The sequence below is a fragment of the Actinosynnema sp. NPDC002837 genome, from assembly GCF_040295345.1.
Classification (GTDB): Bacteria; Actinomycetota; Actinomycetes; order Mycobacteriales; family Pseudonocardiaceae; genus Actinosynnema.
This window is the reverse complement of sequence record NZ_JBEOVG010000001.1, coordinates 42,042-60,366: the sequence shown is the minus strand read 5'-3', so window position 1 is coordinate 60,366 and position 18,325 is coordinate 42,042. Positions and strand designations below refer to the sequence as shown.

The 18,325-nt window shown below is 72.9% G+C and carries 16 protein-coding genes; 11 read left to right on the top strand and 5 right to left on the bottom strand.

The window, feature by feature from the left end; all coding sequences use genetic code 11:
- Nucleotides 1-57: 57 nt before the first annotated feature.
- Complete coding sequence (locus tag ABTZ99_RS00300) at nucleotides 58-525, top strand: cysteine dioxygenase (RefSeq protein WP_498774773.1); 468 nt, start codon at nucleotides 58-60, stop codon at nucleotides 523-525.
- Here ABTZ99_RS00300 and ABTZ99_RS00295 read toward each other — a convergent pair.
- Nucleotides 509-1,156 carry a pyridoxamine 5'-phosphate oxidase family protein gene (locus tag ABTZ99_RS00295; protein WP_498774771.1) on the bottom strand — a complete coding sequence of 216 codons (648 nt, stop codon included), beginning with the start codon at nucleotides 1,154-1,156 and terminating at the stop codon, nucleotides 509-511. The genes ABTZ99_RS00300 and ABTZ99_RS00295 overlap by 17 nt on opposite strands.
- Before the next feature lie 67 nt (nucleotides 1,157-1,223).
- Here ABTZ99_RS00295 and pdxR point away from each other — a divergent pair, with 67 nt between their 5' ends.
- Both pdxR and ABTZ99_RS00285 read left to right on the top strand, forming a co-directional pair.
- The gene (gene pdxR / locus ABTZ99_RS00290; RefSeq protein WP_499606971.1) at nucleotides 1,224-2,615 is read left to right on the top strand and encodes a MocR-like pyridoxine biosynthesis transcription factor PdxR; all 1,392 of its coding nucleotides are present in this window, start codon (nucleotides 1,224-1,226) and stop codon (nucleotides 2,613-2,615) included.
- Nucleotides 2,616-2,721: 106 nt separating this feature from the next.
- Entirely contained in the window at nucleotides 2,722-3,789 is a 1,068-nt protein-coding gene (locus ABTZ99_RS00285; protein ID WP_498774767.1) for a D-alanine--D-alanine ligase family protein, read from the top strand.
- A 6-nt stretch (nucleotides 3,790-3,795) separates the two neighbouring features.
- Here ABTZ99_RS00285 and ABTZ99_RS00280 read toward each other — a convergent pair whose 3' ends face one another.
- On the bottom strand, nucleotides 3,796-4,356 hold the full coding sequence (locus ABTZ99_RS00280; protein WP_499606968.1) for a DUF3515 domain-containing protein: 561 nt from the start codon (nucleotides 4,354-4,356) through the stop codon (nucleotides 3,796-3,798).
- A 20-nt stretch (nucleotides 4,357-4,376) separates the two neighbouring features.
- Nucleotides 4,377-4,610 carry an Lrp/AsnC family transcriptional regulator gene (locus tag ABTZ99_RS00275; protein WP_015104517.1) on the bottom strand — a complete coding sequence of 78 codons (234 nt, stop codon included), beginning with the start codon at nucleotides 4,608-4,610 and terminating at the stop codon, nucleotides 4,377-4,379.
- 97 nt (nucleotides 4,611-4,707) lie between these two features.
- Here ABTZ99_RS00275 and ABTZ99_RS00270 point away from each other — a divergent pair, with 97 nt between their 5' ends.
- The 4 genes from ABTZ99_RS00270 to ABTZ99_RS00255 are packed head-to-tail and all read left to right on the top strand — an operon-like array spanning nucleotide 4,708 to nucleotide 7,385.
- Complete coding sequence (locus ABTZ99_RS00270; protein WP_498774763.1) at nucleotides 4,708-5,673, top strand: thiamine-phosphate kinase; 966 nt, start codon at nucleotides 4,708-4,710, stop codon at nucleotides 5,671-5,673.
- Between the two features lie 14 nt (nucleotides 5,674-5,687).
- Complete coding sequence (locus ABTZ99_RS00265; protein WP_498774761.1) at nucleotides 5,688-6,158, top strand: GNAT family N-acetyltransferase; 471 nt, start codon at nucleotides 5,688-5,690, stop codon at nucleotides 6,156-6,158.
- A gap of 16 nt (nucleotides 6,159-6,174) precedes the next feature.
- Nucleotides 6,175-6,696, top strand: a complete 522-nt coding sequence (locus ABTZ99_RS00260; protein ID WP_230567739.1) for a gamma carbonic anhydrase family protein — start codon at nucleotides 6,175-6,177, stop codon at nucleotides 6,694-6,696.
- 14 nt (nucleotides 6,697-6,710) lie between these two features.
- Entirely contained in the window at nucleotides 6,711-7,385 is a 675-nt protein-coding gene (locus tag ABTZ99_RS00255) for a uracil-DNA glycosylase (protein WP_498774758.1), read from the top strand.
- Between the two features lie 179 nt (nucleotides 7,386-7,564).
- On the opposite strand, the gene rpmB is transcribed toward ABTZ99_RS00255, so the two are convergent.
- The gene (gene rpmB / locus ABTZ99_RS00250; RefSeq protein WP_033437952.1) at nucleotides 7,565-7,756 is read right to left on the bottom strand and encodes a 50S ribosomal protein L28; all 192 of its coding nucleotides are present in this window, start codon (nucleotides 7,754-7,756) and stop codon (nucleotides 7,565-7,567) included.
- Nucleotides 7,757-7,901: 145 nt separating this feature from the next.
- Here rpmB and ABTZ99_RS00245 point away from each other — a divergent pair, with 145 nt between their 5' ends.
- From ABTZ99_RS00245 to ABTZ99_RS00235, 3 genes are all read left to right on the top strand, one after another.
- Nucleotides 7,902-9,494, top strand: coding sequence for a DAK2 domain-containing protein (locus ABTZ99_RS00245; RefSeq protein WP_498774756.1), 1,593 nt, complete (start codon nucleotides 7,902-7,904; stop codon nucleotides 9,492-9,494).
- Between the two features lie 14 nt (nucleotides 9,495-9,508).
- Entirely contained in the window at nucleotides 9,509-11,728 is a 2,220-nt protein-coding gene (gene recG, locus ABTZ99_RS00240; protein WP_499606961.1) for an ATP-dependent DNA helicase RecG, read from the top strand.
- Between the two features lie 349 nt (nucleotides 11,729-12,077).
- A complete protein-coding gene (locus ABTZ99_RS00235) occupies nucleotides 12,078-12,887 on the top strand; it encodes an SCO4651 family lipoprotein (RefSeq protein ID WP_499606958.1) in 810 nt (269 codons plus the stop codon).
- 45 nt (nucleotides 12,888-12,932) lie between these two features.
- Here ABTZ99_RS00235 and ABTZ99_RS00230 read toward each other — a convergent pair whose 3' ends face one another.
- Entirely contained in the window at nucleotides 12,933-14,285 is a 1,353-nt protein-coding gene (locus ABTZ99_RS00230; RefSeq protein ID WP_499606955.1) for a hypothetical protein, read from the bottom strand.
- A 444-nt stretch (nucleotides 14,286-14,729) separates the two neighbouring features.
- Between ABTZ99_RS00230 and ABTZ99_RS00225 the strand changes: the two genes are divergently transcribed.
- Nucleotides 14,730-18,107 carry a pyruvate carboxylase gene (locus tag ABTZ99_RS00225; RefSeq protein ID WP_499606953.1) on the top strand — a complete coding sequence of 1,126 codons (3,378 nt, stop codon included), beginning with the start codon at nucleotides 14,730-14,732 and terminating at the stop codon, nucleotides 18,105-18,107.
- Nucleotides 18,108-18,325 lie beyond the last annotated feature (218 nt).

Here is an 18,325-nt window from a genome sequence, read left to right as displayed (position 1 = left end):
TCGCGTCCCGCGGGCCCGTGAGGCCCGCACACGTCACCGAGTGCCGAGAAGGACATCATGTTCGCCGTTCCGGAGAACACCATCGCCCTGCCCCAGTCGCACGCCGCGCTGCACCCCGTGCGGATCGCGCTCGACACGGCGGCACGGCGCGAGCGCTGGGCCCACCTGCTCCGCTACGACCCCGAGACCCGCTTCGCCGCGCTGGTCGACCGCACCGACGAGCAGGAGGTGTGGCTGATGAGCTGGTTGCCCGGCCAGCACGCCGACCTGCACGACCACGGCGTCACCAGCGGCGCGTTCACCGTGGTCAGCGGCTCGTTGACGGAGGTGGTCACGCCGGGCCCGGCCCAGGTGCTGCACCACCTCGTGGCGGGCCAGTCGCGGGTGTTCGGGCCGGGGTACGCGCACCAGGTGCGCAACGACGGCGTCGACCCCGCCGTCACGATCCACGTGTTCCGCGACGGCGGGCGCACCGTGCGGCCCGTGCGGTTCGACCCGGTCTCGGGGACTACGTCCGCGCGGTGACGTGCGGCGGGACGTCCCAGTCGCCGACCAGCGCCGGGTCCGGCTCGGGCTCGCCCCACGCGGTGCGCAGCGGCAGCACGCCCGCCCAGCGCGCGTTGGCGGCGACGTCCTCGTCCTCGTCGCCGGGCGGGCCGCTGCGGATCTTCACCGACGCCTCGGTCAGGTCGAGCGACAGCACGGAGGTCGCGGCCAGCTCCTTCGGCGTCGGCGGGCGGGCGTAGTCCCACGAGCCGGGCGCGATGTGCTCGGTGAGCACGCGCAGGGCGTGCAGCTTGGCGTCCGGGTCGGTGACGGGGACGGCGGTGCCGTGGACGACGGCGGCGCGGTAGTTCATCGAGTGGTCGAACACCGAGCGGGCGTAGACCACGCCGTCCAGGATCGTGACGGCGACGCACACGGGCACGCCCGTCGAGGCCTCGCGGAGGCTGCGCGCGCCGGTCGAGCCGTGCAGGTAGAGGGTGTCGCCGTCGCGGCCGTAGCCGGTGGGCAGCACGAGCGGCGCGTCGTCCACGACGACGGCCAGGTGGCAGACGAGGGCGGCGTCGAGGACGGCGTGCAGCGCCTCGCGTTCGGTGACGGCGCGGTTGCGCCCGCGCTTGATGGTGCTGCGGTCCGTCGGTGACAACGTCATGGGAGGAGCTTGTCGGGTAAAGTGGCCCTCTTCAAGTGCCAATTCTCGGCGTTTCGAGGAGGCCACTATGGCGGAGACGGCGTTGGCGGTGGTGCTGGACCGCGAGTCGGCCGAACCGCTGGCGGTGCAGCTCGCGGACGCCCTGCGCGCGGCGGCGGGCGACGGGCGGCTGCGCAGCGGTGACCGGCTGCCCTCGACCCGGGCGTTGGCCGAGCGGCTCGGCGTGAGCCGGACCGTGACAGCGGCAGCATACGAGCAGCTGCACGCCGAGGGTTGGATCGCCGGACGGCACGGGTCGGGCACCTACGTGACGACCACGCCGCCGGGCGCGTTGAAGGCGCGGGCCCGGCGGGTGGCGGCGCCCGCCGCGCCGGTGGACGTGGTGGACCTCGCGCCCGGCGCGCCGTGGGCCGAGGGGTTGGACCGGGCGGCCTGGCGGCGGGCGTGGCGGGCGGCGGCGGACGTGCAGCCGTTGTTCCGGCCGGCGCGGGGCGGGTTGCCGGAGTACCGGGCGGTGGTGGCGGAGCACCTGTTGCGGCACCGGGGGTTGGCGGTGCGCGGCGGGTTGCGGGAGGAGCTGGTGCTGGCGACCGGCGGGACCACGGCGGCGTTGGTGGAGCTGGGGTCGGCCGTGCTGCGGCCGGGCGACGTGGTGGCGGTGGAGGAGCCGGGGTACCAGCGGGCGGTGTGGGCGTTGCGGTCGGCCGGGGTGAAGGTCGTGCAGGCGCCCGTGGACGCCGAGGGGTTGTTGGTGGAGGCCGTGCCGCCGGGTGTCCGCGGCGTCTACTGCTCGCCCGCGCACCAGTACCCGATGGGCGGGCGGATGTCGGCGGCGCGGCGGGTGGCGCTGGTGGAGCGGGCGCGGGCGGAGGGGTGGCTGGTCGTCGAGGACGACTACGACGGCGAGCTGCGCTACGACGTCGCGCCGTTGCCGTTGCTGGCGGCGTTGGCGCCGGACGTGGTGGTGCACCTGGGCACGACGAGCAAGATCCTCACGCCGACGCTGGGCGCGGGGTGGATGGTGGCGCCCGAGCCGATCGCGGCGGAGGTGATGGCGCACCGCGACCGGACCGGCACCAGCCCGTCCGCGGCGGGGCAGCGGGTCCTGGTCGAGCTGGCGCGCAACGGCGACCTGGGGCGGCACCTCCGCAAGCTCCGGCGTGAGCTGTCCGAACGGCGTGCGCTGCTGTCGGCGGCGTTCGCCGAGGCCGGGATCCCCGTGCTGGGCGACGACGCGGGCGCGCACATCGTTGTGCCGCTGCCGTCGGCCCAGGCGGAGCGGGACGTGCTGGCCGAGGCGCACGACCGCGGCCTGCGCCTGGACGGCCTCGGCCGCCACCACGCCGGCCGGCCGAAGGTGCACGGCGCCGCGATCGGCTACAGCGCCTGCTCGCGCGACCAGCTGACCGCGGCGATCCCCGACCTGCTCCGCATCCTCGCCACCCACACCCCGTCCTGAACGCCGAACGTTCAGGTACCGCGTGTCGAGCGTTCGAGACCCCGAGTTCTGCGCTCGGGTGTCCGGTGCGGGTGGCGGGTTACGCCATCCGGGTAGGGTCCGAGCCATGACACAGCGCAAGACCAAGGTCGCCGTGGTGTTCGGCGGGCGCAGCAGCGAGCACATGGTCTCCTGCCTGTCCGCCGGCAGTGTCCTGCCGCACCTGGACCGGGACAGGTTCGACGTCGTGCCCGTCGGCATCACCGAAACGGGCGCGTGGGTGATCGGCGCCGACGACACCAAGGCGCTCGAAGTGCGCGACCGGCAGCTGCCCACCGTCAACGCGCTGGTCCCCGTGTCCGGCAGCGAACTCGTGCCCGTGGCGCCCAACGACGTGCTGGCCGACGTGGAGGTCGTGTTCCCCGTCCTGCACGGCGCGTGGGGCGAGGACGGCACCATCCAGGGCCTGCTGGAACTGGCCGACATCCCGTACGTGGGACCGGGTGTGCTGGCCAGCGCGGTCGCCATGGACAAGGAGTTCACCAAGCGCCTGCTCAAGGGCGCGGGCCTGCCGGTCGGCGAGTTCGCCGTGCTGCGCCGCGAGCAGGAGACCCTGGCCGAGCCGGACCGGGAGCGGTTGGGGCTGCCCGTCTTCGTCAAGCCCGCGCGCGCCGGGTCGTCCGTCGGCATCTCGAAGGTCGTCGACTGGGCCCACCTGGACAGCGCGATCGCGTTGGCGCGCAAGACCGACCCGAAGGTGATCATCGAGGCCGCCGTCTCCGGCCGCGAGGTCGAGTGCGGCGTGCTGGAGTTCCCGGACGGCCGGGTCGAGGCGTCGCTGCCCGCCGAGCTGCGCATCGTCGGCGGCGCGGTCGACTGGTACGACTTCGACGCCAAGTACCTCGACGACGTGTGCGAGTTCGACATCCCCGCCAAGCTGGACGAGCACGTCACCCGCGACCTGCGCGAGATGGCCGTCGCCGCGTTCCGCGCGCTGGACTGCCAGGGCCTGGCCCGGGTCGACTTCTTCGTCACCGACTACGACGAGCTCGTGGTCAACGAGGTCAACACCATGCCCGGCTTCACGCCGATCTCGATGTACCCGCGGATGTGGGCCGAGACGGGCGTGGACTACCCGGCGCTGCTGACCACGCTGGTCGAGACCGCGATCGCCCGCGGCACGGGCCTGCGCTAGGCCGCGCTAGCCCCTGGTGTCCACGGGGCCCTTGGCGAGGGTGTCCCGGATCGTGGTCGAGACGTCCTGCAGGGGCCCCGTGCCCGAGTCCGACGGCACGGTCAGCGCCACGTACACGGGCCGGTCCACCACGTACCAGGTGGCCGAACCGCCCTCGGGCACCTCGAGCCACTGCACGTCCGAGATCAGCCGCAGCGCGGAGGTCGGGGTGAGGTCACCGGGGCGGTCCAGCCCGCACCGCAGCACGACGGGCTCGTGGTGCGCGTCACCCCACGCCACCGCGCCGGCCGGTGCGGGTGCGGCCAGTTCGCGGCGGGGCAGCGTGACGCCGCTGGACACCAGCTGCGCGGGCAGCGCACCCAGCAGCGCCGTGCACTCGTCCGACCCGGCCTCCGGCGCGGGCACCGGCACGAGCGCGACGGGCCCGGTGTGGACGGGGGGCGGGTCCGCGGAGTCGTCGCCGAGGAAGAGACCCGCCGCCGCGACGCCCGCCACGAGCAGCGCCGTCAGCCCGAGGACGACGACGAGCACCGGTCGGGGGAGCGGGGGAGCGGGTTCCTGTGCCACCCGGCTATGACAGCACGGACCTACAGGTGGACCACCGGACAGGTCAGCGTCCGGGTGATGCCCTCCACGTTCTGGATGCGGGCGACCACCAGTTGCCCCAACTGGTCGACGGTGTCGGCCTCGGCGCGGACGATGACGTCGTACGGGCCGGTGACGTCTTCCGCGGTGGCCACACCGGGGATGCCGGAGATCTCCGCCGCAACGGCGGCTGCCTTCCCGACCTCGGTCTGGATGAGGATGTATGCGTGCACCACGGCGTGCCCCTTCGTCGCGACAGGTTAGGTCGGGGTAGGAACGTGCACAGCAACGTACCCCAGTTGGGGTTCCGAATGCTCAGAACGGGAGGCAATCTTGCGTCCGGAGCCGCCGCGCAACGCGGACACGGTCGCTGAGGTGGGTGAGTTCGGTCTCATCCGCCGGGTGACGGCAGGTCGGACGCAGCCGCCCACCACCCTGCTCGGGCCGGGTGACGACGCGGCTGTGGTCGCGGCGCCCGACGGCCGCGTGGTGGTGTCCACCGACGTGCTGGTCGAAGGTGTCCACTTCAGACTCGACTGGTCGTCTCCCGAGCAGGTGGGGCGCAAGGCGGCGGCCGTGAACCTGGCCGACGTGGTGGCCATGGGCGCGATGCCGACGGCCCTGCTGATCGGCCTCGCGTGCCCGGCCGACACGCCGTCCTCCGTGGTGGAGGGGATCACCGCCGGGCTGTGGCAGGAGGCGACCGTCGCGGGCGCCGGAGTGGTGGGCGGCGACATGGTGTCGTCCGCGACACTGGTGATCTCCGTTACCGCGATGGGTGACATGGGCGGGTTGGAGCCCGTCACCCGTTCAGGCGCACAGGTGGGTGATGTCGTCGCGGTCTGCGGACGGCTCGGCTGGGCGGCGGGCGGGTTGGCCGTGCTGCAGCGCGGGTTCCGGTCGCCGGTCGCGGTCGTCGGCGCGCAGCGGAACCCCGAACCCCCTTACGAGGCCGGGCCCCAGGCCGCCGCGGCGGGCGCCACGGCGATGATCGACGTGTCGGACGGCCTGCTGGCCGACCTGGGGCACATCGCGGACGAGTCGGGCATCGGCATCGACATCCGCACGGAACTGCTGGAGGTCCACCCGCGGCTGATCGACGTCGCGGCGGCGCTCGGGGCGGACGCGCGGCACTGGGCGCTGACCGGTGGCGAGGATCACGCGCTGGCGGCGACGTTCCCCGAACCGGGGGCCGTTCCCGAGGGCTGGCGCACGATCGGCACGGTCCGGCACGGCAGCGGCGTGACCGTCGACGGGCGCGCGTACGAGAAACCCCCTGGCTGGGAGCACTGGCGGTAGGTAGCCTCGCGTTTGTGGAACTATGCACGCTCGCGTATGACCATCCAGACTCGGTCAAGCTGATCGCCGACCTCCAGCAGGTCTACGTGGACCGCTACGGCGAGGGCGACGTCACGCCGGTCGACCCGGCCGAGTTCGCCGCGCCGCTGGGGCACTTCGTGGTCGGGTACCTCGACGGCGTGCCGGTGGCGTGCGGCGGGTGGCGGGCGCACGACGTGGCCAAGCACTCGTTGCGCCCCGGCGACGCCGAGATCAAGCGCATGTACGTGGGCGAAGCGCTGCGCGGGCGCGGACTGGCGCGGATCGTGCTGACGTCGCTGGAGACGGCGGCCCGGGCGGTCGGGCGCAGGCGCATGGTGCTGGAGACCGGGTTGCGCCAGCCCGAGGCGATCGGGCTGTACCAGGCCAATGGATACGCGCGCATCGACAACTTCGGCGTCTACCGGGATGATCCCGAAAGCCTTTGCTTCGCGAAGGATCTCTGAGGGCCGGGAGGACCGCATGGCGATCTACGCGTTGGGTGACTTCGAGCCGGTGATCCACCCGGACGCCTACGTGCACCCCGACGCGACGGTGATCGGCGACGTGCGGATCGGCGCGCACGCGTCGGTGTGGCCGCAGGCCGTGCTGCGCGGCGACTACGGGCGCATCGAGGTCGGCGCGCGGACGTCGATCCAGGACGGCACGGTCGTGCACTGCACCGAGGTCCACCCGACGCTGATCGGCGCGGAGTGCGTCGTCGGGCACAACGTGCACATCGAGGGCGCGACCATCGCCGACCGGTGCCTGATCGCCTCGGGGTCGGTGGTGCTCAACGGGTCCGTGGTGGAGACCGGCGCGATCGTCGGCGCGGGCGCGGTGGTGTCGTTCGAGGGCCACGTGCCCGCCCGGTCGATGGCGCTCGGCGTGCCCGCCCGCGTGCGCGAGGGGTACGTCGTGCCGGACGGCGCGTGGCAGTTCGCCGTGGACAAGTACGTGAACAACATCTTGCTGTACCGCAAGGAACTGCGACGCCTGGACTGAGGTAGGGTCCCGCCGTGGCACGTCCGCTTGAGGAGATCATGGAAGCCGGCTGGGCCGCGGCACTCGCGCCCGTGGCCGATCGCATCGCCGCGATGGGCGAGTTCCTGCGGGCGGAGGTGGCCGCGGGGCGGACATACCTGCCCGCCGGGGAGAACGTCCTGCGGGCGTTCCAGCAGCCGTTCCACTCCGTCCGGGTGCTGATCGTCGGCCAGGACCCGTACCCGACGCCGGGGCACGCGGTCGGGCTGAGCTTCTCGGTGTCGCCGGAGACCCGGCCCATCCCGAAGAGCCTGATCAACATCTACACCGAGTACGTGGCCGACCTGGGCCACCCCAAGCCCGCCAACGGCGACCTGACCCCGTGGACCGAGCGCGGCGTGCTGCTGCTCAACCGGGCGCTGACGGTGCAGCCGGGCAAGTCCAACTCCCACCGCAACAAGGGCTGGGAGCCGGTGACCGAGCAGGCGATCAAGGCGCTGGCCGAGCGGGACGCGCCGCTGGTCGCGATCCTGTGGGGCAGCCAGGCGCGCGCCCTCAAGCCGCTGCTGGGCGCCGACCGCTGCGTGGAGTCGGTCCACCCGAGCCCGCTGTCCGCGGCGGGCGGCTTCTTCGGCTCGCGGCCGTTCAGCAAGGCCAACGAGCTGCTGGTGAAGCAGGGCGCCGAGCCGATCGACTGGAAGCTGCCCTAGCCCGCCGACGGGTTTCCGCCACGGCCGGTGACGCCGGCCGTGGACGGGTCGCCGACTGGAGCGCGGACGTCTCCCGCACGTGCTCGGTGGCCCCAAGCCCGCGAAGAACGGCCCCCAGACGCCGAAAGGCCCCCGGAACGTGGTTCCGGGGGCCTTTCGCCAAGCTCAGGCGCGGGTCATCAGCCGCGCACCACCTTGCCCGCCTTCAGGCACGAGGTGCACACGTTCAGCCGCTGCCGCGTCGAAGAGGAAACCTTCGCGCGCACGGTCTGAATGTTCGGGTTCCACCGGCGGTTCGTCTTCCGGTGGGAGTGCGAGACAGAATGGCCGAAGCCCGGCCCCTTGCCACAGACGTCGCACACGGCAGCCACGTCAGCCACTCCTTAAGGTTCCTGATCGATACTCACGCCCCGGCGGGCGCGCAAGCGTGCACAAGCCTCAGCCGGGCATGGCAACCCAGACAGGGTAGCCGGTGGCGCGTTCTGCCACCAAACCGGGTCGAATACCCTCGCCGGCATGCAGGCTCTCGATGCGGTCGCGGTGCGCCAGTGGGCGGACGCCTGCGTTCGGTCCCTGGACGCCCACCGGGAGGACATCGATCGCATCAACGTGTTCCCCGTGCCGGACGGCGACACCGGGACCAACCTGCTCCAGACGATGCGCTCGGCGTTGGACGCGCTGCTCAGGACACCCGTGGACACGGTCGGCGCGGCGTTGGGCGCGCTCGCGCGGGGTGCGCTGGCCGGTGCGCGGGGCAACTCCGGGGTGATCCTGTCGCAGGTGCTGCGCGGCCTGGCGGAGGCCGCTCAAGGCGCCTCCACGGCGTCCGGCGCGTCGTTGCGGCGGGCGTTGTGGCGGGCCGACGAACTGGCCACCGCCGCGGTCTCGGAGCCGGTCGCGGGCACCGTGCTCTCCGTGCTGCACGCGGCGGCCGAGGCGGCCCGCGACTGCGCGTCCGACGACCTGGACGAGGTGGTCACGGTCGCGGCGAAGGCGGGCGCCGAGGCGTTGGCCGACACACCGCGCCAGCTGACCGCGCTGGCCCGGGCCGGTGTGGTCGACGCGGGCGGGCGGGGGTTGGTCGTGCTGCTGGACACGTTGGCGGCGGTGATCACCGGGCGGGTCGTCGAGGACGTGCCGGTCGTCGCCACGGTGCCGCGCGAGCCGCTGACCACCGCTCGGGAGGCCGGGTCGGCGGAGTTCGAGTACGAGGTCATGTACCTGCTGGACGGCTCGCCGGACGTGGAGGCGCTGAAGGCCGAGCTGACGGCCATCGGCGACTGCGTGTCCGTGGTCGGCGACGGCGACGCGCTGTGGACCGTGCACGTGCACTGCAACGACATCGGCGCGGCGGTGGAGGCGGGCATCCGGGCCGGCCGGCCGCACCGGATCACGGTGGCGCGCTTCGCCGACCAGATCGCCGCCCAGGCCCCGCGGTTCGTGCGCGACCGGGCGATCGTCGTGCTGGTCGAGGGCGAGGGCGCGGCGGAGCTGTTCCGGTCCGAGGGCGCGGTGGTGTTCGAGCCCGGTGACGAGGTGACGGCGGCCGACCTGCTGGCCGTGGTGGTGGGCACGCGGGCGCGGCAGGTGACCGTGCTGCCCGGCGACCCGACGTGGCGCGAACCGCTGGACGAGGCCGTCACGCAGGCCGTCGCCGCAGGTCAGGACGTCGTGGTCGTGCCGACGTTCTCGCCGGTGCAGGCGCTGGCGGCGCTGGCCGTGCACTCGCCGTCCCGGCGCGCCGGTGACGACGTGGTCGCCATGGCCGAGGCGGCGGCGGCCACCCGGCGCGGCGAGGTCGCGGTGTCCGACCGGGAGGCGATCACCTGGGTCGGCCGGTGCCGTCCCGGCGACCTGCTCGGCATGGTGGACGGCGAGGTCGTGCTGATCGAGCCCGACCCGGCCGGCGTGGGCGCGCTGGCGTGCCGGCTGGTCGACCGGATGCTCGCCAGCGGCGGCGAGCTGGTCACCGTGCTGTGGGGACGGGCCGCCCCGGACGGCGTCGAGCGGGTGCTGGAAGATCACCTGCGCGTCGCCCACCCGGAGGTCGAGCTCGCCGCGTACCCGGGCGGGCAGCGCGACGCGCTGCTGACTGTCGGTGTCGAGTAGTTGAATAGGCCGGGATGACGACCTTCGACGAGAAGCTGGTGTCGGTGCTCGGCAAGAAGAGCGCCGACGCGCTGGAGGCCGGGCTCGGCCTGACCACCGTCGGCGAGCTGCTGCGCCACTACCCGCGCCGGTACGACGAGCGCGGCAAGCTGACCGAGATCGCCGGGCTGGAGCTGGGCGAGCACGTCACCGTGCAGGCGCGGGTCAAGAGCGCGCGGCAGCGGCGGATGAAGTCGCGCAGCGGCGAGCTGCTGGAGGCCGTGATCACCGACGGCACCAGCGACCTGCACCTGGTGTTCTTCGGGCGCGGCTCGCGCAAGGTCGAGCGGGAGCTGCTGCCGGGGCGCGAGGCGATGTTCGCGGGCAAGGTCGGCATGTTCAACGGCAAGCTCCAGCTCGCGCACCCCGACTACCAGGTGCTCGACGGCGAGGGCGTGGCGGCGGCGGACTTCGCCGGGGCGATGATCCCGGTCTACCCGGCGGCGCAGGGCATCCAGTCGTGGAACGTCTCCAACTGCGTCGAGCAGGTCCTCGCGGTGTGGGACGGGGTGGCGGACGACCCGCTGCCGGAGTCGTTGCGGGCCGAGCGCGGGCTGATCGGGCTGGAGAAGGCGCTGCGCGACATCCACCGGCCGGACGGCTGGGCCGCGATCACCGTCGCGCAGCAGCGGTTGAAGTGGGACGAGGCGCTGGCGGTCCAGCTGACGCTGGCGCAGCGCCGCCGTTCGGCGACGGCCCGTCCCGCGCCCGCGTGCCCGCCCCGGGACGGCCTGGTGCGCGACGCGTTCGAGGCGCGGCTGCCGTTCGAGCTGACGGCGGGGCAGCGCGAGGTCGGCGAGCAGATCGTCCGGGACCTGTCCGGCGAGCACCCGATGAACCGGCTGCTGCAAGGAGAGGTCGGCTCGGGCAAGACGATAGTGGCGCTGCGGGCGATGTTGCAGGTCGTCGACGCCGGGCGGCAGGCGGCGATGCTCGCGCCGACCGAGGTGCTCGCGGCCCAGCACGCGCGGTCGTTGCGCGAGTTGCTCGGCGACCTCGGGCAGGCAGGTGAGCTGGGCGGGGCCGAGCACGCGACGCGGGTGACGCTGCTGACCGGGTCGATGGCGACGGCGGCGCGGAAGCGGGCGTTGCTGGAGATCGTGTCCGGCGAGGCCGGGATCGTGGTCGGCACGCACGCGTTGATCCAGGACAAGGTCGAGTTCGCGGACCTGGGGCTGGTCGTGGTGGACGAGCAGCACCGGTTCGGCGTGGAGCAGCGGGCCGCGCTGAGCGGGCGTGCGGGCGGGTCGACGCCGCACGTGCTGGTGATGACCGCCACGCCGATCCCGCGCACGGTGGCGATGACGGTGTACGGCGACCTGGAGGTGTCCGCGCTGCGCGAGCTGCCGCAGGGGCGTTCGCCGATCAGCACGTCCGTGGTGCCCGTGGCCCAGAAGCCGGGCTGGCTGGACCGGGCCTGGCAGCGGATCCACGAGGAGGTCGGCAAGGGCCACCAGGTGTACGTGGTGTGCCCGCGCATCGGCGACGGCGAAGCGGAGGACGGCGGGGAGGTCCCCCCGAAAGAAGGGCCGGGCAAGGAGTCCGCCAAGGGTTCGCCGAAGGACGACGGCTCCGACCGCAGGCCGCCGCTCGCGGTGGTGGACGTGGCGAACAAGCTGGCCGAGGGGCCGTTGCGCGGGCTGCGGATCGACATCCTGCACGGCCGGATGGCACCGGAGGACAAGGACGCCGTGATGCGGGCGTTCGCGGCGAACGAGGTGCAGGTGCTCGTCGCCACGACCGTGGTCGAGGTCGGCGTGAACGTGCCCAACGCCACCGTCATGGTGATCATGGATGCCGACCGGTTCGGGGTCAGCCAGCTGCACCAGCTGCGCGGACGGGTCGGGCGGGGCAGCGCGCCGGGGCTGTGCCTGCTGGTCACCGAGATGCCCGACGGCACGTCGACGATGGAGCGGCTGCGGGCGGTGGAGTCCACTTTGGATGGTTTCGAGTTGGCGCAGCTCGACCTGGAGCTGCGGCGCGAGGGCGACATCCTCGGCGCGGCGCAGTCCGGGAAGCGGTCGGGGCTGAAGATGCTGTCGCTGCTGCGCGACGAGGACGTGATCGCCGAGGCCCGGGTGGTGGCGCAGGAGGTCGTGGAGGTGGACCCGGAGCTGACCGGGAACCCGGGGTTGGCCGGGCTCGTCGCGGGGCTGTTGGACGACGAGCGGGCGGAGTACCTGGAGAAGGCGTAGGCCGCTCGGTGGCCGGTGGCGGGGTGGCCGGTGGCGGGGTGGCCGGTGGGCGGGGTGGCCGGTGGGCGGGGTGGCCGGTGGGCGGGGTGGCCGGTGGGCGGGGTGGCCGGTGGCGGGGTGGCCGGTGGCGGGGTGGTCGGTGGGCGGGGTGGTCGGTGGGCGGGGTGGCCGGTGGCGGGGTGGTCGGTGGGCGGGGTGGTCGGTGGGCTGGGCGGTGGCCAGGTGGCCGCTGGGCGGTGGCGGGTGGCCCGGTGCCCGGGGGGCCGAGTCGGCTCGGGGTTCGGACGACTGGTCAGCCCGGTGCGGGTGCGTGGGGAAGGGCCGGCCGGCCTGTTGGTTACCCTGGCTTGTGCGCCGATTCCTGCTCGCCCTGGTTCCGTTGGTGCTCGTCGCCTGCACGGCGGCGCCCGCCGGTGACCAGGCCCCGACCACGTCCTCGCTGCCCAAGGGCGATCTGGCGGTCCTCGCCGAACGCATCGGGCAACGGCAGGCGGAGCTGGGCACGGCGACGTTCCACACCGAGAATTTCGCCTCGGACGGGCAGGCCACCGAGGTGCGCAACGTGGTGGACGGCACGCTGAGGCGTGACGGCGACGGCGTGACCGGCTCGATGACGATGGACGTGTCGACCGGCGGTCAGCCGAAGAAGATCGCGCTGGTGCTCGTGCGCGACGGCACGTACGTGCAGGTCGAGGGCGCGCCGATGCCCGCGGGCAAGAAGTGGGGCTTCTACCCGTCGGCCAGCGGTGGCGAGGTGTCCGCGTTGCTGCGCGGCTTCGGGCCGAGCGCGACGCCGGGCGCGGAGCTGGACTACGTGCAGCCGCGGGCGGCGTTGATCGTGGGCCGGTCCTCCGAGCAGGTGGACGGCGTGCCGACGACGCGGTTCGACCTGGTGGTCGACGCGTTGAAGATGGCGAAGGTCATCGAGGACCAGGACATCCAGCTGCAGCACACCCAGCTGGCCGAGTACGGGGTGACGATCTCGGCGTCGGTGTGGGTGGACGACACCAGCGCGCCGGTGCGGGCCGAGTACCGGTTCGAGCTGGACGGCAAGGTCGTGAAGCAGTCGACCACCCGGTTCCGCGGGTGGGGCGAGCCGGTCGAGATCACCGTGCCGGCGCCGGGTGAGGTCGTGCCGGCCGACCAGCTGCCCCAGTAGCCGGCTGCCCGGTAACCAGCTGTCCCTGTGAGCGGGGGCGCGGACCTACTTGGACTGCCTGCCCTTGGGTACCGGCAGCTGGGTGGTCGGCTGCTCCGACGGGTCGACGTCCTTGGCCTTGGTGGCGGGCTTGCCGTCGGCCGGCTTGGGGTGGGGAGGCCTGGTGTCGGCCGGCTTGCTGTCGGCGGGCTTCGGGCCGGCGGGCTTGGCGGGCACGGGCTTGGGGGTCGCCGGTTTGGTCGGCGCGTCGCCGGCGTCGGCGGTGTTGGTCGCCTTGTCGGCGGCACGGTCGGCGGCCGCGTCGGCGGGTTGGTCGTCGGCCGCGGCTTCCTCGTCCAGCGGGGTGAGCGTGGCCACCGCCAGGGACACCGCTTCCTGCGCCGCGGCGAACTGCTCGCTCAACGCGCGGTGCACGCGGTGCAGCTCGGCCAGCTTCTCGTCGGCCGCCGTGGTGCGGCGGTCGGCGTGGGCGTCGGCCTCGGTGATGGTCTTCTTCGCGTGGGCGTCGGCTTCGGTGACCGTCTGCTCGGCGCGGGCGTCGGCTTCGGAGATGGTCTTCTCGGCGAGCGCGTTCGCCTCGGTGACGGTCTTCTCGGCGAGGGCGTTCGCCTCGCTCACCGCCTTCTCCGCCTTGGCCAGCGCCTCGGACTCCAGCTCGGCGACCTGCTTCTCGGTCTCCGCGCGCAGCGCCGCCGCCTCGGCCTGAGCGGCTTCGAGGAGCTTCGTGGCCTCGGCCTTGGCCTCGACCACGTGCACCTCGTGCTCCTTGCGGAGCTTGGTGCGCAGCTCGTCGTACTCCTTGTCGAGGTCGTCGTGGTAGCCCTTGTACTTCTGCTCCAGCTCGACCCGCTTCGCCTCGAGCTCGGCGGTCTTGGCCTCGAACTCCCCGGTGAGCTTCTCGCGGTCGGCGCGGGACTCCGCCATCAACGCCTCGTGCTCGGCGGTCAGCTTGGCCCGCAGCTCCTCGTGGGAGCGCTCCAGCTCGGCCCGGCGCTCGTCGAACTGCCGCTCCAGCTCGGTGGTCCGCTGCTGGTGGGCGGCCTCCAGCTGCCGCCGCCGGTCCTCCAGCTCGCCCATCGCGCGGTGGTGCGCCGCCTTGCCCTCGGCCGCCGCCCGCTCGGCCTCGGCGCGGGTGGCGTTGGCCTGGTCGAGCGCGGCCTTGCGGATGTCGGCGATCTCCTCCTCGGCCAACGTCATCATCACGCGCACGCGCTCGGTGACGTTGGACGCGCTGGAAGGGCTCGCGGCCAGCTTGCCCAGCTGGGACTTGACCTTGTCAAGCTCGGCGCGGGTGGAGTTGAGCAGTTTGCCCAGCTCCGCGACCTGGGCCGACGCCGCTTCCCGGGCCCGGTTCGAGTTCTTGAGGTCGAACTCGAGCCGCGTCACCCGTTCGTTCACCTGACGCTGGTTGTACCCGCGCAGTACGACGTCGAAATGGGTGCGGGCAGCAGGCTGCCCAGTCCCTTCAGCCCCGGCCATGGGCCAACCCTACCGAGAAGTCGCCGCCCGTAGTCACCCGATGCAGCGAACGCACCGTAACGAGTCGGTGATCCACCGTGCGGGGCGAACGCCGGTCGGCGGGCGGTGGGGTATGGGTCCCGCCGCGCGGACGTCAATCCGCCGCACGCGTGGGGGCTGCGCCGCGCGACCTCGCAAGGGAGAATCCCGGGGCGTGATCCCAGGTCGCGCCCGCCTTGACCGGAGGAGTGACCGATCACGATGACGTCCGTCACGTGGGATGGAACTCCCGAGGGGCGGGAAGCGCACGGTAGCGTGCCTTGATTCATCGAGTCCCGCCCGCGCTCGGGCGGGACTCGCCGAGTAACCGGGAGGGAACGCCGCATGTTCCGCAAGGTTCTTGTCGCCAACCGCGGCGAGATCGCGATCCGGGCCTTTCGCGCTGCCTACGAACTGGGCGCCGGCACGGTTGCCGTCTTCCCCCACGAGGACCGCAACTCCCTGCACCGGCTGAAGGCCGACGAGTCGTACGAGATCGGCGAGCCCGGCCACCCCGTCCGGGCCTACCTGTCCGTCGAGGAGATCATCAAGGCGGCGCGCAAGGCGGGCGCCGACGCGGTCTACCCCGGCTACGGGTTCCTCTCCGAGAACCCCGAGCTGGCCAAGGCCTGCGCGGACGCCGGCATCACGTTCGTCGGCCCGCCCTCGGACGTGCTCGAGCTGACCGGCAACAAGGCGCGCGCGATCGCCGCGGCCCGTGCCGCCGGCCTGCCGGTGCTCAAGTCCAGCGAGCCGTCCAGCGACATCGACGCCCTGGTCCGGGCCGCCGAGGACATCGCGTTCCCGGTCTTCGTGAAGGCCGTCGCGGGCGGTGGCGGGCGCGGCATGCGGCGGGTGGAAGCCCCCGCCGCGCTCCGGGAAGCCCTGGAAGCCGCGTCACGCGAGGCGGAGTCGGCGTTCGGCGACCCGACGGTGTTCCTGGAGCAGGCCGTGGTCGAGCCGCGGCACATCGAGGTGCAGATCCTCGCCGACGGCGAGGGCAACGTGATCCACCTGTTCGAGCGCGACTGCTCGGTGCAGCGCCGCCACCAGAAGGTCATCGAGATCGCGCCCGCGCCGAACCTGGACCCCGGGCTGCGCGACCGGATCTGCGCCGACGCCGTCAAGTTCGCCCGGCACATCGGCTACCGCAACGCCGGCACCGTCGAGTTCCTGCTCGACCCGAACGGCAACTACGTCTTCATCGAGATGAACCCCCGCATCCAGGTCGAGCACACGGTCACCGAAGAGGTCACCGACGTCGACCTGGTGCAGTCGCAGATGCGCATCGCGAGCGGCGAGACGCTGGACGACCTCGGCCTGAGCCAGGAGACCGTGCAGCTGCGCGGCGCGGCCCTGCAGTGCCGCATCACCACGGAGGACCCGGCCAACGGCTTCCGCCCGGACACCGGCATGATCAGCGCCTACCGCTCGCCGGGCGGCTCGGGCATCCGGCTGGACGGCGGCACGACCGGCGCGGGCACGGTCATCGGCGCGCACTTCGACTCGATGCTGGTCAAGCTGTCGTGCCGCGGCCGGACGTTCTCCGCCGCGGTGGCCCGCGCGCGGCGCGCGGTGGCCGAGTTCCGCATCCGCGGCGTGTCCACGAACATCCCGTTCATCCAGGCGGTGCTGGACGACCCGGACTTCTTCGAGGGCCGGGTCACGACGTCGTTCATCGAGAAGCGCCCCCACCTGCTGACGGCGCGGCACTCCGCCGACCGCGGCACGCGGATGCTGACCTACCTGGCCGACGTGACGGTGAACAAGCCGAACGGCCCGCGCCCGTCCGTCGTGGACCCGAGGGTGAAGCTGCCGGTGGTCGACCTGAACGCCGAGCCGCCGGCGGGGTCGAAGCAGAAGCTGGACGAGCTGGGGCCGGAGGGCTTCGCCCGCTGGCTGCGGGAGAGCAAGGCGCTGGCCGTCACCGACACCACGTTCCGCGACGCGCACCAGTCGTTGTTGGCGACGCGGGTGCGGACGAAGGACCTGCTGGCGATCGCGCCGCACGTGGCGCGGATGGCGCCGCAGCTGCTGTCGTTGGAGGCGTGGGGCGGCGCGACGTACGACGTGGCGCTGCGGTTCCTGGCCGAGGACCCGTGGGAGCGGCTGGCGGCGCTGCGCGAGGCGGTGCCGAACATCACGCTGCAGATGCTGCTGCGCGGCCGGAACACGGTGGGCTACACGCCGTACCCCGAGGCGGTGACCAGCGCGTTCGTCGAGGAAGCGACGAAGACGGGTATTGACATCTTCCGGATCTTCGACGCGCTCAACGACGTGGAGCAGATGCGGCCGGCGATCGAGGCGGTGCGCGAGACCGGCACGGCGCTGGCCGAGGTGTGCCTGTGCTACACCTCGGACCTCTCGAACCCGGACGAGCGGATCTACACGCTCGACTACTACCTCAAGCTGGCCGAGCAGATCGTGGGCGCCGGTGCGCACGTCCTCGCGGTGAAGGACATGGCGGGCCTGCTGCGCCCGCCGGCGGCGGCGCGGTTGGTGACGGCGCTGCGCAAGGAGTTCGACCTGCCGGTGCACCTGCACACGCACGACACGGCGGGTGGGCAGCTCGCCACCTACCTGGCGGCCATCCAGTCCGGGGTGGACGCGGTGGACGGCGCGGTGGCGTCGATGGCGGGCACGACGTCGCAGCCGCCGTTGTCGGCGATCGTGGCGGCGACGGACTACACGGACCGGGCGACCGGTCTGGACCTGCGCGCGGTGTGCGACCTGGAGCCGTACTGGGAGTCGGTGCGCAAGGTCTACGCGCCGTTCGAGTCGGGGATCCCCGGTCCGACAGGGCGGGTGTACTCGCACGAGATCCCCGGTGGGCAGCTGTCGAACCTGCGGACGCAGGCGGTCGCGCTCGGGCTCGGGCAGAAGTTCGAGGAGATCGAGTCCATGTACGCGGCGGCCGACCGGATGCTCGGTCGGCTGGTGAAGGTGACGCCGTCGTCCAAGGTGGTGGGCGACCTGGCGTTGCACCTGGTCGGAGCGGGTGTCTCGCCGAAGGAGTTCGAGGCGGACCCGGGTCGGTTCGACATCCCGGCGTCGGTGATCGGGTTCCTGCACGGTGAGCTGGGCGACCCGCCCGGCGGGTGGCCGGAGCCGTTCCGGAGCAAGGCGTTGCAGGGGCGTGCCGCGCCGAAGGGCGTGGCGGAGCTGACCGACGACGACCTGAAGGGCTTGGAGCACGACCGGCGGGCGACGCTCAACAGGTTGCTGTTCCCGGCGCCGACGAAGGAGTTCCAGGCGCACCGGGAGGCGTACGGCGACACGAGTGTGCTGGGCAGCAAGGACTTCTTCTACGGGCTCAAGCCGGGGGAGGAGTACCAGGTCGACCTGGAGCCCGGGGTGCGGCTGCTGATCGGGCTGGAGGCCATCGGTGAGGCGGACGAGCGCGGTATCCGCACGGTGATGGCGACGTTGAACGGGCAGTTGCGGCCGATCCAGGTGCGCGACCGGTCGATCGCGGCCGAGGTGCCGGTGGCGGAGAAGGCGGACCGGGGCAACCCGGGGCACGTCGCGGCGCCGTTCGCCGGGGTCGTCACGCCCAGCGTGGCGGAGGACGAGCAGGTCGAGGTCGGGCAGACGATCGCGACGATCGAGGCGATGAAGATGGAGGCCGCGATCACGGCGCCCAAGGCCGGGCGGGTCAAGCGGCTCGCGGTGCGTGGGGTGCAGCAGGTCGAGGGTGGGGATTTGTTGATCGTGCTGGAGTGAGGTGGGCCGGCTCGGGTTTGGGCTGGACCGGGTTGAGGTCGGCTCGGGTTTGGGCGGCTCCGGTGCGGGTTGAGCCGGCTCGGGGTTGGGCTGGCGCCGGGCAGGTCACTTCCGGCTCGATTTGACATGGGGCCCTTACGGGCACCCCAGGCAGGCCAAAGCCGGGCAGGCATGGCGGAAAAAGCACCCGCCAAGCCTGCCCGGCTTCGTCCAGCCTA